13 protein-coding genes are annotated in these 16,072 nt (G+C 41.3%); 3 read left to right on the plus strand and 10 right to left on the minus strand.

The genetic code is table 11. The features are described 5' to 3' along the window. Positions 1–16 precede the first annotated feature (16 nt). The 3 genes from ackA (at position 17) to AM629_RS12505 (ending at position 4,148) form a co-directional block, all read left to right on the plus strand. Positions 17–1,219, plus strand: coding sequence for an acetate kinase (ackA, locus tag AM629_RS12495; RefSeq protein WP_054479396.1), 1,203 nt, complete (start codon positions 17–19; stop codon positions 1,217–1,219). Positions 1,220–1,303: 84 nt separating this feature from the next. Beyond that, positions 1,304–3,430, plus strand: coding sequence for a phosphate acetyltransferase (gene pta / locus AM629_RS12500; RefSeq protein WP_188093381.1), 2,127 nt, complete (start codon positions 1,304–1,306; stop codon positions 3,428–3,430). Positions 3,431–3,752: 322 nt separating this feature from the next. After that, positions 3,753–4,148, plus strand: coding sequence for a type II toxin-antitoxin system HicB family antitoxin (locus AM629_RS12505; RefSeq protein WP_054479400.1), 396 nt, complete (start codon positions 3,753–3,755; stop codon positions 4,146–4,148). Positions 4,149–4,231: 83 nt separating this feature from the next. Here the strand turns inward: AM629_RS12505 and AM629_RS12510 are convergent, their stop codons facing one another. From AM629_RS12510 to AM629_RS12550, 10 genes are all read right to left on the minus strand, one after another. Then, on the minus strand, positions 4,232–4,882 hold the full coding sequence (locus AM629_RS12510; RefSeq protein ID WP_054479402.1) for a hypothetical protein: 651 nt from the start codon (positions 4,880–4,882) through the stop codon (positions 4,232–4,234). A 293-nt stretch (positions 4,883–5,175) separates the two neighbouring features. Next, complete coding sequence (locus AM629_RS24630; protein ID WP_235525470.1) at positions 5,176–5,568, minus strand: hypothetical protein; 393 nt, start codon at positions 5,566–5,568, stop codon at positions 5,176–5,178. A gap of 9 nt (positions 5,569–5,577) precedes the next feature. Further along, entirely contained in the window at positions 5,578–5,823 is a 246-nt protein-coding gene (locus AM629_RS24635; RefSeq protein WP_235525471.1) for a hypothetical protein, read from the minus strand. Positions 5,824–6,413: 590 nt separating this feature from the next. Next, positions 6,414–7,868 (minus strand): amino acid permease, encoded by a 1,455-nt coding sequence (locus AM629_RS12520; protein WP_054479403.1) that lies wholly within the window; start codon positions 7,866–7,868, stop codon positions 6,414–6,416. A gap of 97 nt (positions 7,869–7,965) precedes the next feature. Further along, positions 7,966–8,952: a succinylglutamate desuccinylase gene (astE, locus tag AM629_RS12525; RefSeq protein WP_054479405.1), complete on the minus strand. Its 987-nt coding sequence runs from the start codon at positions 8,950–8,952 to the stop codon at positions 7,966–7,968. A 12-nt stretch (positions 8,953–8,964) separates the two neighbouring features. Then, positions 8,965–10,308 (minus strand): N-succinylarginine dihydrolase, encoded by a 1,344-nt coding sequence (gene astB / locus AM629_RS12530; RefSeq protein ID WP_054479406.1) that lies wholly within the window; start codon positions 10,306–10,308, stop codon positions 8,965–8,967. Positions 10,309–10,335: 27 nt separating this feature from the next. Further along, positions 10,336–11,811 (minus strand): succinylglutamate-semialdehyde dehydrogenase, encoded by a 1,476-nt coding sequence (gene astD / locus AM629_RS12535; RefSeq protein ID WP_054479418.1) that lies wholly within the window; start codon positions 11,809–11,811, stop codon positions 10,336–10,338. A 5-nt stretch (positions 11,812–11,816) separates the two neighbouring features. After that, a complete protein-coding gene (gene astA / locus AM629_RS12540) occupies positions 11,817–12,845 on the minus strand; it encodes an arginine N-succinyltransferase (RefSeq protein ID WP_235525473.1) in 1,029 nt (342 codons plus the stop codon). A gap of 24 nt (positions 12,846–12,869) precedes the next feature. Beyond that, the gene (locus AM629_RS12545) at positions 12,870–14,078 is read right to left on the minus strand and encodes an aspartate aminotransferase family protein (protein WP_054479410.1); all 1,209 of its coding nucleotides are present in this window, start codon (positions 14,076–14,078) and stop codon (positions 12,870–12,872) included. Between the two features lie 814 nt (positions 14,079–14,892). Further along, the coding region (locus AM629_RS12550) for a thioesterase domain-containing protein (protein ID WP_235525472.1) at positions 14,893–16,072 on the minus strand (1,180 nt) is incomplete at its 5' end.

The raw sequence follows: 16,072 nt of genomic DNA on the forward strand, positions 1-16,072 counted from the left end.
CGATATAGGTATTTCCATGTCAAGTAAGCTGGTACTGGTCCTCAATTGCGGTAGCTCTTCTCTGAAATTTGCTATCATCGATCCTGCTAACGGTGAAGAATATCTTTCTGGTCTAGCTGAATGTTTTAACCTACCTGAAGCCCGTATTAAGTGGAAAATGGATGGTGCAAAACATGAAGCCGCTTTAGGTGCTGGTGCAGCCCACAGTGAAGCATTGAACTTTATTGTTAATACTATTCTGGCTGAAAAACCAGAACTTTCTGCCCAAATCGCCGCAATCGGTCATCGTATTGTTCATGGTGGTGAAAAATTCACCTCTTCGGTCACCATCAATGAAGAAGTTATTCAGGGGATTAAAGATGCGGTTCCATTCGCACCATTGCACAACCCTGCTCACCTGATTGGCATTGAAGAAGCGAAAAAAGGGTTCCCACACCTGACTGACAAAAACGTTGCCGTTTTCGATACCGCTTTCCATCAAACAATGCCGGAAGAAGCTTACCTGTATGCATTACCATACAATCTATATAAAGAACACGGTATTCGTCGCTATGGCGCCCACGGAACCAGCCACTTCTTCGTTTCCCGTGAAGCAGCAAAAACGCTGAACAAACCGGTTGAAGAACTGAATGTCATTGTTTGCCATTTGGGTAACGGTGGTTCCATCTCTGCTATCGTTAATGGTCAATGTGTTGACACTTCTATGGGACTAACGCCGCTGGAAGGTCTGGTAATGGGTACCCGCAGCGGTGATATCGACCCGGCTATCATTTTCCACCTGCATGACTCTCTGGGCATGAGCGTTGAACAAATCAACAAACTGCTGACCAAAGAATCTGGCCTGCTAGGTCTGACTGAAGTCACCAGCGATTGCCGTTATATAGAAGATAACTACGAAACCAAAGCCGATGCTAAACGCGCTATGGATGTCTACTGCCATCGTTTGGCTAAATATGTTGGTGCATATTCCGCATTGATGGAAGGCCATCTGGATGCAATTATCTTTACCGGTGGTATCGGTGAAAACTCAGCGCTGGTTCGTGAATTAGTACTGAAAAAGCTGGCTCTGTTAGGTTTTGAATATGATCATGAACGTAACCTGGCCGCCCGTTTCGGTAAATCCGGTCCTATCACTACTGACAACAGCCGTCTTGCTTTAGTGATCCCAACCAATGAAGAATTAGTGATCGCTCAAGATGCAGCGCGTCTGACTGCGTAATATTTTGCCAACCGCCAGCCCATGCTGGCGGTACTCTTTTGACCAACGAGCCACCGTAAAGAGGTTTCCGTGTCCCGTACAATTATGTTGATCCCTACCAGCACCAGCGTCGGCTTGACCAGTGTTAGTTTAGGTGTGATCCGCTCAATGGAGCAAAAAGGCGTCAGCCTGAGTGTTTTCAAACCCATAGCCCAAGCTCGTTGCGGTGGCTCACAAGACCAGACCACCACAATCATCCGCTCTCATTCCAGCATTAAAACCGCTGAACCGCTGGATATGGCCTATGTGGAATCCTTACTGACGACGAATCAGAAAGATGTGCTGATGGAAAAGATCGTGGCCCTTTACCACGAAAACACCAAAGACGCAGAAGTTATCCTGATTGAAGGTCTGGTTCCAACTCGTAAACATCCATTCGCTCAGTCTCTGAACTATGAAATCGCCAAAACCCTGAACGCTGAAATTGTGTTCGTACTGGCGCTGGGTAATGACTCCCAGGAACTGTTAAAAGAACGTGTTGAACTGGCTCGTGCTGAATTTGGTGGCAGCAAAAACCAGAACATCACCGGTGTTATTATTAACAAACTGAATGCGCCAGTTGACGATCAAGGCCGTACCCGACCTGACCTGTCAGAAATTTTCGATGAATCCTCTAAAGCAATAGTTGCTAACATCGATCCAAATACATTATTCAAAAATAGTCCGCTACCAATTCTCGGCTGCATTCCATGGAGTTTTGACCTGATTGCAACACGCGCAATTGATATGGCAAAACACCTGAACGCCCGTATTATCAATGAAGGTGCGATCAAAACCCGTCGGGTGAAATCCGTGACTTTCTGTGCACGTAGCATTCCACATATGTTGGAACATTTCCGTCCGGGTTCCCTGCTGGTCACTTCTGCTGATCGCCCAGATGTTCTGGTTTCAGCCTGTCTGGCTGCCATGAATGGTATTGAAATCGGTGCAATTCTGTTGACCGGAGGTTATGCCATCGATGAACCCATTAAACAATTGTGTGAACGCGCTTTTGGAACGGGCCTGCCAGTCTTTATGGTTGACACCAACACTTGGCAAACTTCCCTGAGCCTGCAAAGTTTCAGCCTGGAAGTGCCCGCAGATGACCATGAACGTATCGAAAAGCTGCAAAACTATGTTGCCCAACATATCAATAAAGAGTGGATCGATTCCCTGACAGCGAATTCTGAACGCCCACACCGTCTGTCTCCACCAGCATTCCGTTATCAATTAACAGAACTGGCACGCAAAGCAGGCAAGCGGATTGTGCTACCGGAAGGTGATGAACCTCGTACCGTGAAAGCAGCTTCTATCTGTGCTGACCGTGGTATTGCGCAATGTATTCTGCTGGGCGATCCCGAAGAGATCCGTCGTGTTGCTGCTGCTCAAGGAGTAGAATTGGGTACCGGTATCGAAATTGTTGATCCGGTTGCCGTACGTGAGCGTTATGTTCCGCGTCTGGTTGAACTGCGCAAAAACAAAGGTATGACTGAAGTCGTTGCACGTGAACAACTGGAAGATAACGTTGTTCTGGGTACACTGATGCTGGAACAGAGCGAAGTTGACGGTTTGGTTTCCGGTGCAGTACACACCACAGCAAACACCATCCGCCCACCATTGCAGTTAATCAAAACTGCACCGGGTAGCTCATTGGTATCATCCGTATTCTTTATGCTGCTACCAGAACAAGTTCTGGTTTACGGTGACTGTGCGATCAACCCAGATCCAACGGCTGAACAACTGTCTGAAATCGCCATTCAATCGGCAGATTCAGCTAAAGCATTTGGTATCGAGCCACGTGTTGCCATGATCTCCTACTCTACCGGTAACTCTGGTGCAGGTAGTGATGTTGAAAAAGTTCGTGAAGCAACTCGTTTAGCGCAGGAAAAACGTCCAGATTTGATCATTGACGGCCCATTGCAATATGACGCCGCAATCATGGCAGATGTAGCGAAATCCAAAGCACCCAACTCACCGGTTGCCGGTCAAGCTACCGTGTTCATCTTCCCTGATCTGAATACCGGTAACACCACCTACAAAGCAGTACAACGTTCTGCGGATCTGGTTTCAATCGGGCCAATGCTGCAAGGTATGCGCAAACCAGTGAACGATTTGTCCCGTGGCGCTTTGGTAGACGATATTGTTTACACTGTCGCACTGACTGCGATTCAATCAGCACAGGGAGAAGCGTAACCGCTTCTTATCCATAGCAGATTAGTAACTGATAAAGGCTGAATCCTGTACTCACTGGATTCAGCCTTTTTATTTTCTTTTTATCTCCAGAAAGAGATAAGATTGGAAAATTATGCCAATTTATTAAATATAATGTTCTCTAATGAAGTAACTCGAAACATTCAAATTAAGGAGAAAAAATATGTTATACCCTATGGATTTCAAGTTGCAGTGCGGCGGCAAGTGAACGCATCCCCAGGAGCATAGATAACGATGTGACTGGGGTAAGTGAACGCAGCCAACAAAGCAGCAACTTGAAAGATGACGGGTATATCCCGCTTTTATTGAAATTGATACAGACAGCAGTGCAAACGGCTGGTTTCCTGATGTACCCGGCTGTTATTTTGCTGGCGATACACTGGAAGAAACCTGGCAAGATGCTAAAAGCGCTATTGAGGTACATTTTGAATTATTAACGCAAAATGAATCAGAGCTGCCGAAAGCCAGAACAATGCAAGAACATCTCGCTGAAAACATGGGTAAGTATATTGATGGTCAATGGATCTTAGTCGATGTCAATATGGATAAATTCGATGGCAAAGCAGAACGGAGCAATATTACCTTGCCACACCGTTTATTACATCGTATTGATACGATTGTTCATGATCATCCTGAGTATGGTAGCAGAAGTGGTTTTCTAGCTCAGGCCGCACGCAATGAACTACAAAAAACAGTTTAATTGTGCCGCATATATGCGGCACTTCACATTTTTACCTGCGCAAATTTAAGATTGATAATTGCATGGTTTCAGCACAGAGAAGCCTATTTTTTCTTTTTCTGTAATAATACATACGCGACCTGAGCTTGTATTTTGTTACTTGATAACCACCCATTAAATATATTTCCTATTCCGCTTTGCTTATATGCAGAATCACAACTTGCCGATGTTCCTGTTACACCAAGCCCATATGTTCCTCCTCCTTCAGCTTTAGTCTTACATCCATGTTTAGTTGTAAAGTCATTATATAACCAGCCTGCCTTTTCCGTCTTAAATTCAATAACAACACCCGGTTTTTTATTGGTTAGATAACCTTGTGAGTAAGTGAATTGAGGCGCAATTCCACAGAAACTTTTTTCTTGAACGCAAGAAATTTTCTCGTTCCTATTCTTATCAAATGTTTGATATTCCTTTGTCTCCATTCCTCGATACCAGTACATCGATTTTTCTTCTACATTATCACTATTTGCAGTTTTACCATTCTTTAGTGTCAATTTATTCGGTGTGTTGTCTTTAACTCGAAGAACACAATTTGTATATAAAGACATTACTTTGGTTTTTGCCAATCCGTTTGCCGTTATTGCATCTTTTACCTGATTTCTAATGTTCTCCGGATCTTTCATACATGCCATACTGACACTACTAATAGCTAATAAAAGCGGGGAAATAAGGAAAGCTTTTTTATTTAAATTCATATCTATCTCCTTGGTCTATTTATGTTTTCGGTACCTAATTAAATTGATTTCATTATTATATATTTAGAAAAACACTTATTGCAGATAATATAAAATTAATTAACCTACTGTATTAATCCACACTGTTATATTATCTGACCTAAATAAGGTAGATTATTTAATTAGAAAAAACAAAAACAAATTCCAGCATGATTAAATTAAAAAATATTTTATTAGAATATATGTAAAACAATATAATAACGGCATAAAAGAAAAAAACCAACAATTATATAATCACAGGACAGATTTAAGGATTATTTCGATATTGGTAATTGTACATAAGAAATTGTCGTCTCTATTTTAACTGGCTTTTCTGATAACCACTTGTTGAATTCATCCCCCATTTTATAACCTTTAGGCTCACAATTTGACTCATCTTTTATAAATGTAGTTATTTCACCAAGCCCATATGATTCTCCTCTTGATTCAATATTAATTTCGCAGTTATGTTTAGTTGTAAATTCATGATACAACCAGCCTGTTTCTATCATTCTAAATTCTATAACAAATTTTTTATCCTCTCTCATCGGATAGCTTTTCGCATAAGTATATTCAGGAGAAACTCTAAAAAAGCGATTCGGAATGTTAGCACAAGGAACTCTTGTATACTTATTGCTATCAAATAGTTTATATTCATCTATTCCCATTCCTCTATATCAATATATCGCTAGTTCTGCGCGCTCATCACTATTTCTGGATTCATTATTAGTTAATATAATTCTATTTCCAGTATTCACCACATCAAATTCGCACTTTTTATACATAGACATCAATTTAGTTTCTTGTAATCCATAGTTTTTTATTATATTTTCCACCCTTGGGTCAATATTACATGCCACACTAAATTGACTACTAACGAATAATAAAGGGGAAATCTGAAAAACTTTTTTATTAAAGATCATATTTTTCTCCTTGTTTTATTGATAATCTTGACAACCAAACAAATAAAAAATACTTCATAGCTGTTATTAATAAATCTATGATCTTTCCCAACATATAATGACTTAATGTATAATGTAATTGTAAATATTACAAAACAAACTAACAACATAAACTATATGATTCAATTCATTTATTTTTTCATTAACCATCTTAAATAAAGGCAGATGACTAAATCAAAAAAACAATCCCCATAATAATTAAATTAAAAACAAGAAAAAAACATAAAAAAAGATGATTTCAATAATATATAAAATAGATAATTATTCAGTTATTACAATGTCATATGTAATAAAATTCGCTTATTTATTATTCCACAATAACATAAGAAATATCATATAATTGCAATTATGACTATCTATATAATTCAAATAAATATTATCATGAATATTTATTTCCCGGTAACATGGATAAATTCACTTAAAATTTATTACCAATAAAAAAGCACCGAAGTTATGAACATTCGGTGCTGAATTAAACTAATGATGTACTTAGCATGGAAAACCTATTTGAATGCCAAAACAGCTAAATATGAAGGTGTAAATCATCCTCATTATGGACGAAAACCCTCTTTCTCTATCTGATAACCTTGTTCTTCCTGTGCTTCATTTTTCTTTTTCACGCGCCATAGAATACTTAACGCGATAAACCACAAAGGTGTACCACAGAGTGCCACCAAGGTATCGGGATCAAAAACCATTATCACTATTGTAAGGATGAAAAAAATCAGAGTGATCCACGTCAACGGCACTCCCAAAGGCATCTTAAATATTGATCGTTTATGCAATTCAGGATGGTGTTTACGATAAGCTAAATAGGCCACTAATATCATACACCAGCTATAAATAACCATAATAGAAGCAACCGTTGACACAATAGTAAATAATCGCATGACATCCGGTACGACAAATAAAAGTGATGTGCCAACTATCATACAGAAACAAGAAAATATCAAACTATGTACTGGAATCGCAGTATTACGGGAAAGAATTTTAAATTTCTGGTGAGCATTTCTTTCCGTTGATAACCCATAAAGCATACGTGTACAAGCATATAACCCACTATTAGCAGAAGACATTGCCGACGTTAATGCAACAAAGTTAACAATTGCAGCCGCCGCTGGCAAACCCGCCAAGGCAAATAGCGTCACAAAAGGGCTAGTTTCAGATGAAATACGTCCCCAAGAAGTCACAGCAATAATGCTTAACATTGAAAAAATATAGAAAATAAAAATTCTCATCGGAATCTTATTAATGGCTTTCGGCAATATTTTTTCTGGATCTTTTGTTTCTGCGGTCATCGTGCCAACAAGTTCAACCCCGGTAAAAGAAAAAATCGCTATCTGAAAACCGGCAAAAAAACCAAAAATACCATTCGGCAGGAATACTGATGGATCAGTCAGATTATTAATAGATGCCGTCATACCGTCTGGTGATTTCCAACCTATCATCACCATACCGATACCCACAATAATTAACGCTAAAATCGCAATGACTTTAATAATCGCAAACCAGAATTCAGCTTCACCGAATAACCGGACAGAAAGAAGATTACAAGTACAAAGTAAACCCAAGGTTAAAAATGCAGGCCCCCAAAGAGAAACACCGGGAAACCAATATTGAATGTATCCGCCACAAACCACCACATCAGCAATACAGGATACAATCCAACTCATCCAGTAAGTCCAGCCGAGAAAAAAACTTGCCTTCGTCCCCAAATAATCAGATACGAAATCAGCAAAAGAGCGATAATTTAATTTAGTGAGCAGTAATTCTCCCATAGCTCGCATCACCATATACACAAAAAAACCGACAACGGCATAGGTAATAACGATTGATGTTCCAGATACGGCAATAGTTTTGCCCGATCCCATAAATAATCCGGTACCAATAGCACCGCCAATAGAAATCATTTGAATATGACGTGCACTCAGACCTCGATGAAGCTTTTGCGAATCAGTAAAATTTTCTGCCGAAAGATTTTGTTGAGTTTTATTATTTTTTATCATGATAATACCCGTCTGTCATTAAAGCGAAGAAGCACACTGCTGAATTCTTTCTGAAGAAGAAAGTACCATTGCTTCAGAAAGAAAATGTCGTAATATTTTATTTAGTTATTTTTTTATTTAGAGCAAGTAACAATCCCGCCCGTAATCCATTAGCAACCTCAGCATTAGGAAATAATATAAAGTTTACTGAGGATGTTATTTTCCAATGGCGATCCCGTTGGCTGGCAATTTCAAATCCCTCAGGTAATTCAGTGAAATTCATGGTATCGGCAGGTATATGAAGTTGAAAACTGTCATCACTCTTAATAATCGAATCAACTACTCGGTAATGTTTCAGCTCAGATTTAGTGCGTGCAGTTATTTGTGAATAAGCGATTAAGCTATAAAGAGCCGCAATGATTTTCTGAAATCTTTTTAAATCATTTTTACCAAAAGGCATTACTTTGCCAATTTCCATCGTGCAACTGTCTGCGCCAAATTTTTCTCCCAGGAAGTGGCTGAAAGTCCCTCCTTTTTCTTTGTGATAAACCAGTGCTTCAATATCACTATCACTCAACCATTGCATAAACTCAGCAGAAAAAGGACGGCCCTGAGCGGGTAATAACGCAAATTGCTCATGATGAGAGGCCCGTATCGCTGTATGCAAGTCAATATGCCAGCGAATATTTGTAGAAGATACCGAAGGTTCAGCAAAAAAACGACTCACAACATTTTCAAGTTCAGCTGCACGCAACCGCTCATTTCCCAGTGGGAAATTTAGATAACGACCACCAAACATTCGGTTCAAATCATTGTGCAAATAACGTCGGTCCGCACGCATAGCGGGCAAGTTACCGAAGATGATCAATAAGTTATTTTCTAATGTTAGCGTGCCATCAGCCAACTGTGCCAATAATTGAATTAATATTTCAATAGGTGCCGTTTCATTGCCATGAATACCCGCAGAAATCACCAGAGATCGATTTTTCCCTTCACAGGGAATCAGTTGCAGTACACCTTCTGCCAACCAACTCGCACTGATTGTTTCCGGAAACGTTAAATGATCGGCAAGTTTCTTTTCAAGCAATAACGTTAACAGATCCATATCCACTCCAATTTAGCGTTGAAATTCATAGATTGATCCTAATTTCAGGATCTGCGTAAGCTCATCCAGAGCGGTATAAACTTCACGAAGTAATTGAGGATCAGCCAGATCACTGGAACATAATTGATCGCGATAATGCTGTTCTATCCACTTAGTCAGGCGATCATAAAGTGGGTTATTCATCAATGTTGCAGGATTGACAGCGCTGAATTCGGTATCATTTAACACAACTCTTAGACGTAAGCATGCTGGACCACCGCCATTACGCATACTTTCCCGAAGATCAAAAACGCAGACTTCATTAATGGGTGAAGAGGTTTGCACAATCAGTGACTGTAAATAATCCCAGACGACAGCATTTTGACGGCACTCTTCAGGAACAACGATCATCATTTTTCCATCAGTTTTACTCAGTAACTGGCTATTAAAGAGATAAGAATCAACCGCATCTTTAATACTGACCTGCTCAGAAAGCACTTCAATCGCGACAAAATCATGTCCCAACGCCGCCATTTTTTCCTTAATTTCAGCAAGAGCCTGAGCCTGATTGAGGTAAGCATATTGATGATGAAAGAGGACATTGCGGTTGCTCACTGCAATGACATCATTGTGGAAAACACCACTGTCAATGGCGACAGGTTTTTGCTGCACAAAGACGGTTTGGGCCGGATTAAGTTGATGCAACCGTGCAACAGCTTCACTGGCTTCCCGTGTTTGTCGCGCGGGGTAAAGCTGGGGTATCGGACCACCACGCAGCACGCTACGCCCATAAACAAATACCTGCACGCTCGGCATATTATAGTCACCACCGAGACGATTATGGTTGGCCGCCCCTTCATCACCAAAGTCTTCATGTTGTGGTAGAGCACGATGATGAATAAAGTAGTTTTGATTCGCAAAAGTGGCTTTTAACGCGGCTGCCGTCGTTTCTACTTCCAGTGAACGATGCAATTTGTTATTTAAATTTGCCACTGTGAAATGCACTCGCTGGTCAGCACTATCTGCGGAAGGTGACACTGTCGCCGCGTTTGCTGTCCACATTGATGACGCAGAACTCAGCTTTGATAACAACACAGGAGAATATTGAGCCGCTTTCTGGAGTACTTGCTCATCACTGCCTGCAAAACCTAAATTACGCAACGCGGGAATATTAGGACGTTGTTGTGGTGGAAACACCCCTTGAAAGAATCCCATGTCAGCCAGAGATTTCATTTTCATCAACCCTTGCAACGCGGCTTTACGTGGGTTAGACACATTATCCCTATTATAGATAGATGCCTTATTACCCACGGAAAGCCCCGCGTAATGATGGGTCAGACCGACCAACCCATCAAAATTTACTTCAAAACCAGACATAGATACCTCTGGAAAAATGGTATTAAGTTAATCAGGGAAATGAATTCCCGGAGCAAGCGTTTCAGGTAAAGAGAGTTTATCGGTAACAAGGGATGCCATCGGCCAGGCACAGTAATCAGCAGCATAATAAGCACTGGGCCGGAAGTTTCCTGATGCGCCAATACCACCGAAAGGCGCTTTGCTGGAAGCCCCTGTCAGCGGTTTATTCCAATTCACAATTCCGGCTCTCGCATCTTCTGACAAACGCTGGAACAAGAAAGCATCTGGCGAAATTAAACCAACAGCCAGCCCGAACCGGGTGTTATTTGCGATTGTTAACGCTTCATCAAACGTGTCATAACGCATGAGGGACAGTAGCGGACCAAAATATTCTTCATCAGGTAGCTCGACTACCTGACTAACATCAATAATCCCTGGTGCCAGCAACGTTGATTGAGGGGCAAGTTGCTCCAACGAAACCAAAGAAATCCCACCAAGTTTTTGTAGCCGATCTTGCGCTTCCAACAAATTCTGAACAGCCTGCAGAGAAATGACTCCGCCAATAAAAGGTTGAGGTTGTGCATCCCAATGGGATGGCACAATCTGTTTAGTCACTTCCACCAGACGTTTAATTACTGCGTCTCCATGTGCACCATTTTTTACCAACAATCTGCGGGCGCAGGTGCAACGTTGACCTGCGGAGATAAATGCTGACTGCACAATGGTATAAACAGCAGCATCAATATCATCACAAGCATCAACGATCAGTGCATTATTTCCTCCCATTTCAAGTGCCAACATTTTTTCAGGCTGACCACCAAACACGCGGTGAAAGTGAAAGCCAGTATTAGCACTCCCTGTAAACAGCACACCATCGAGCTGTTTATCCTCCAGCAATACGGTCCCTGTATTACGCGCACCTTGAACCAAATTAAGCACCCCTGCGGGCAAACCTGCTTTTTCCCACAGTTTGACGGTTTCTTCAGCGGTCATCGGTGTTAGCTCACTGGGTTTAAACACCAGCGTATTACCCGCGATCAGTGCGGGAATAATATGACCATTGGGTAAATGACCTGGGAAATTATACGGACCAAAAACCGCCATCACACCGTGGGGACGATGACGCAATAACGCCCGACCATCCGGCATAATGATTTCCGATTCTCCTGTACGCTGTTCCCATGCTTCAATGGAAATAGTCGCTTTACCTATCATGGATTGTATTTCAGTACGTGTTTCCCATAATGGTTTACTGGTTTCTTGACTGATAACACGGGCGAGGGCTTCTTTATCTTCATTCAACAAAGCGACAAACTTCTGGACGACATTAATTCGCTCACTGACCGGCAAATGCGACCAAGCGTAAAATACTTCACGGGCAGATTGACAAGCAGCGCTGACTTGAGAGGCATCGGCGCTGTTAGCTTGCCACAGGATCTGTTGATCTATTGGAGAGAATTTGGTTATCGATTCACCCAGCCCCTCTACCCATCTTCCCCCAATGTAATGTGCTTTATGATTCATCATAATTAGTTTTCCTCTGGAAAGAGACTGACGAGTCGCACCTGCTCCCCATCACTGATCTGAAGTGCATCCATTTCAACGGGTGTTAGAGAAAGCTCCTCGCAGTCATACGCAATATTCAGTAAAAGCGCTCGAAATTCACTAAAGTGCTGATTGGCAACGATGCAAGCAACTCCATCGTTGCGGATGACTGACTTAACTTTGCTGACAGTAACAAGCCGACTCTCTTTTACTGCGCGTATCCGGTCGATCTCAGCCTGTAGTAAAGCCCCTGCGTCAAAAATATCGATATGGCCTTGATAGGAAAAACCTTCTTTCTCAAGAATTGCACGGGCTGGGACAGTTTTCTCATGAACCTGCCCGATCACCTTCTGCGCCTCGGGGGGTAATAAGGATATATAAACCGGATGCAGGGGCATGAGTTCCGCAATAAAAGTTTTCGAGCCAATACCGGTTAAGTAATCTGCCTGAGAAAAAGGAATGCCAAAAAAATGTTGTCCCAGCGAGTTCCAGAAAGGTGAATTTCCTTGCTCATCGGCAACGCCACGCATTTCAGCGAATATTACTTTAGAAAACAGATCCCTAAATGCGGCGATAAAGAGAAAACGCGCTTTAGAGAGAAATGTGCCATTTTTTCCTTTCTGATATTCCGGGTCTAGGAACAAGGTACATAATTCACTGTTACCCGTCTGATCTTGTTCTAAAGTTAACGCTTCAATAGCCTTATAAACGCCCAACTCACGTGATGAACGAATCGTTTTCTGTACCCGAAAGTTATAAAACGGCTCCTCCAGTCCTACCGCCGCTTCTATAGCACTTACGCCTACTACGCGATTCGCACTGGTATCTTCCAACACAAAAAAGAATCCCTGCTTGGCTCTGGTCAGTTTTCCAGCGAAAGTATCAACGCTACGTGAAATACGTGAACGTAATTGATCCAAGTTATTTGGCAAAGATGTCAGACCTATACCAGCTCGTTCGGATAAAGCCTGAATCCCCTTTAAATCACTATTCTGGACAGTTCGGAAAAGCATCATAACGTCACCTTCAATCTGCTATTAACCGACAAACCGCATAATGGCACTTTCAAGACGAACCAGACCTTCATCAATATCAGCAAATTCAATGTTTAATGCAGGCGCAAAGCGCAATACATCCGGCCCGGCAATCAATGCAATCAACCCTTCCTCTGCTGCAATATTGGTCAACTGCTTCGCCTTACCTTGCCAATTCTTATGCAATTCAGCCCCCAGAAGCAGCCCTTTGCCCCGCAAGCAATTGAATATTTGATAACGCTGATTAAGTTTCGATAATCTATCCATAAAATAATCATGGCGCTGTTGAACTCCGGCAAGAAATTCTGTCTGATTAACAATCGAAAGCACTTTATTAGCGACTGCTGCGGCCAGAGGATTACCGCCAAAAGTTGTACCATGCGTGCCGGGTTGAAAGGCTTCTGCAATATGTTGTTTCGTCAACATAGCACCAATAGGAAAACCCCCACCCAGACCTTTTGCACTGGTCAGAATATCAGGCTCCACGCCATACCCCTGATAAGCATAAAGATATCCGGTACGACCTACTCCAGTTTGAATTTCATCGAAAATAAGTAGTGCCTGAAAGCGATCACATAAGGTACGCAATTCCTGCAAAAATTTAGGATCTGCGGGAATAACTCCACCCTCCCCAATAATAGGTTCAACAATAATCGCGCAAGTATTTTCAGAGATGTGCTCCCTGATCGCAGACAAGTCATTATAAGGAAGATGAGTAATTTCTTGAGGAAGAGGTGCATAATCTTGTGAATATTTTGGTTGCCCTCCAACTGTAACGGTAAATAATGTTCTGCCATGAAAAGAATCGTTAAATGAGATAATCTCATTTTTATTTTTTCCATACTTATCAGCAGCATATTTTCTGGCTAACTTTAATGCTGCCTCGTTAGCTTCTGCACCTGAATTACAGAAAAACACTTTATCAGCAAAAGTATTTTCCACAAGTCTCTTTGCTAATTTAAGAACTGGCTCATTCGTGTAACCATTTCCTATATGCCATATTTTTTCAATCTGAGAAATTAGCGCATCCTTTAATTCAGGATGGGCATGTCCTAATGAATTAACCGCAATTCCACCAGCAAAATCAATATATTCCTTTCCATCCTGATCCCATACTTTCGAGCCTTTGGCCTGAACAGGGATAAACTTAGCAGGCGAAAAACAAGGTACCATATAGTGATCAAACCAACTTCTCTGAATATTTTCTAACATGGATCATTTCCCCTTAAAATAGAGAGCGTCTGAACGAAATAAAAAATATAACTTTCGCTACTTTTCAGCTCGTACTGGTATGACTAATTAATAAATACTGAGGGAAAGGAATTCTAAAAAGTTTTAAAAGATAAATAAGATTACATGATTTCGTTAATATTATAATTATTATAAATATTTTCGAAAAACAATCCCTCAGTCATTGGACAGATACTGTTGCTCGCGCTTAACAAAGTCAACACAAGTTATAAACAAAAAAAATACTTTTTGATCCCGTTCAAAATTCCAAAAAGTATTTTTATGCACGACTTATGCACTAAATGTGAATAATAAAAGAATAAATAGTGAATAAATTAAACCTACTGTATATAGGTGAAAAGAATAAATAAATAATTATTCATCAATAACGTTTGAAATTGACCTACTCGAATGTGAAATAAAATTTGACGGGTTCTAATTTTGTAATAACCAAGCTAATTCTATCAATAAAATAACAAAATAAGTGAACAATCTGACTATCACTTAATACAAAATTAACTGCCACCTCAGAAGATTAGTGATATCTAAACCCTCTTATATTGCAAATAATAACGGCATTACCGCCTAGCCAGATTATTTATAAAAAATTGATCGTATCATGCCTTATCTCAATGATTTATCTGAATTAGATAAACAGATCAGGTCCTATATGGAGAAAATTATTCTCTTGTAACTATCACTTTCCTTATACTGTTTTAATCAAGAAAAATCCGGTATAAGCAATATATACCGGATTATCACACCAACGCTAAATTATTCAATATTTCTTAATATATCAGTATGGCAAAACCTCCCCGTTACCGTTGATTGCCAGTGTCATATTAAGGGCTTTAACTAAAATGACTTTATTCTCGTTATCCTCCAATAAGCTGAAATGGTTACCCGGAATAGCTATTAAGTGAAGTAAAGCATCAGGGACGACTCGTGCCCAACCTAACGACGGTTCTATATTTAAAGACTCCGGTTCTTCATCCATAACAGAAGAAAGTGAGCAAAATTCCATTGCATAGAACTGATGCAACGTTATTGTTAATACCTGTGGCTCATAATCCCTGACTATTTGCGCATAATGCGCTATCTGCTCCCAACGTCCTGCGATTAAATCAGGACACAAACTGGATGGATATAACGCCAGTTCCTGCGCAGCGGCAATAAACTGCACCAAACTCAGTTCATCAATTCGCTGGTACAACACCGCAATCTCTTCAGCGTGTCCTTCCCCTAATTGCCTGACCAATTCAGTAAAGAATTGATATTTAGGCTGCGCTATCTGCTCACCTAAATAATGAGGAGCCGGCGTATCAATCAGCCCGAGGAAATTAACCATTTCACCGGCATTCAAAAGCTGCTGGGCAATCGCATAAGCCAATATCCCACCGGAAGAGTAGCCCGATAACTGGTACGGTCCTTCCGGTTGAACCGCCTTCATCAAGGTGATCATTCTTGCCGCCTGCTCCTCCATAGTCGCCATCGGTTTTTCATTGATGGACGGCCAAGGCAGCGCATAAATCGGGTAGCCTGATTGGATACTCTGAGCCAACCCAAAGACATAGGAATAGTCACCCGTCCCACTAGGAACAAAGAACACAGGCAATCCTGCTCCACCAGATCGCACCGATATGACGCTGGTTTGTGGCTGAGATAGCAAATCTAATGTGATTTTTGCCGCCAGTTCGGTCAGCACCGGGAATTGGAATAAAGCATTCAATGTACAGACCAAACCCCGACCCGCAGCAAGATTTATCATTCGCATGGCAAGCAGTGAATGACCGCCCAGAGCGAAGAAACTATCGTACCGGCTGACCTGCTCAACGCCCAACAACTCACACCAAATCGCCGCCAACGCGATTTCCGTTTCTCCCTGCGGGGCCTCGTAAACCTGACGGGCAAACGCCTCTCCGTCCGGCGCCGGCAACGCCAGACGATCCAGCTTACTGTTAGGCGTCAATGGAAAC

The organism is Photorhabdus heterorhabditis (genome assembly GCF_001280945.1).
GTDB lineage: Bacteria > Pseudomonadota > Gammaproteobacteria > Enterobacterales > Enterobacteriaceae > Photorhabdus > Photorhabdus heterorhabditis.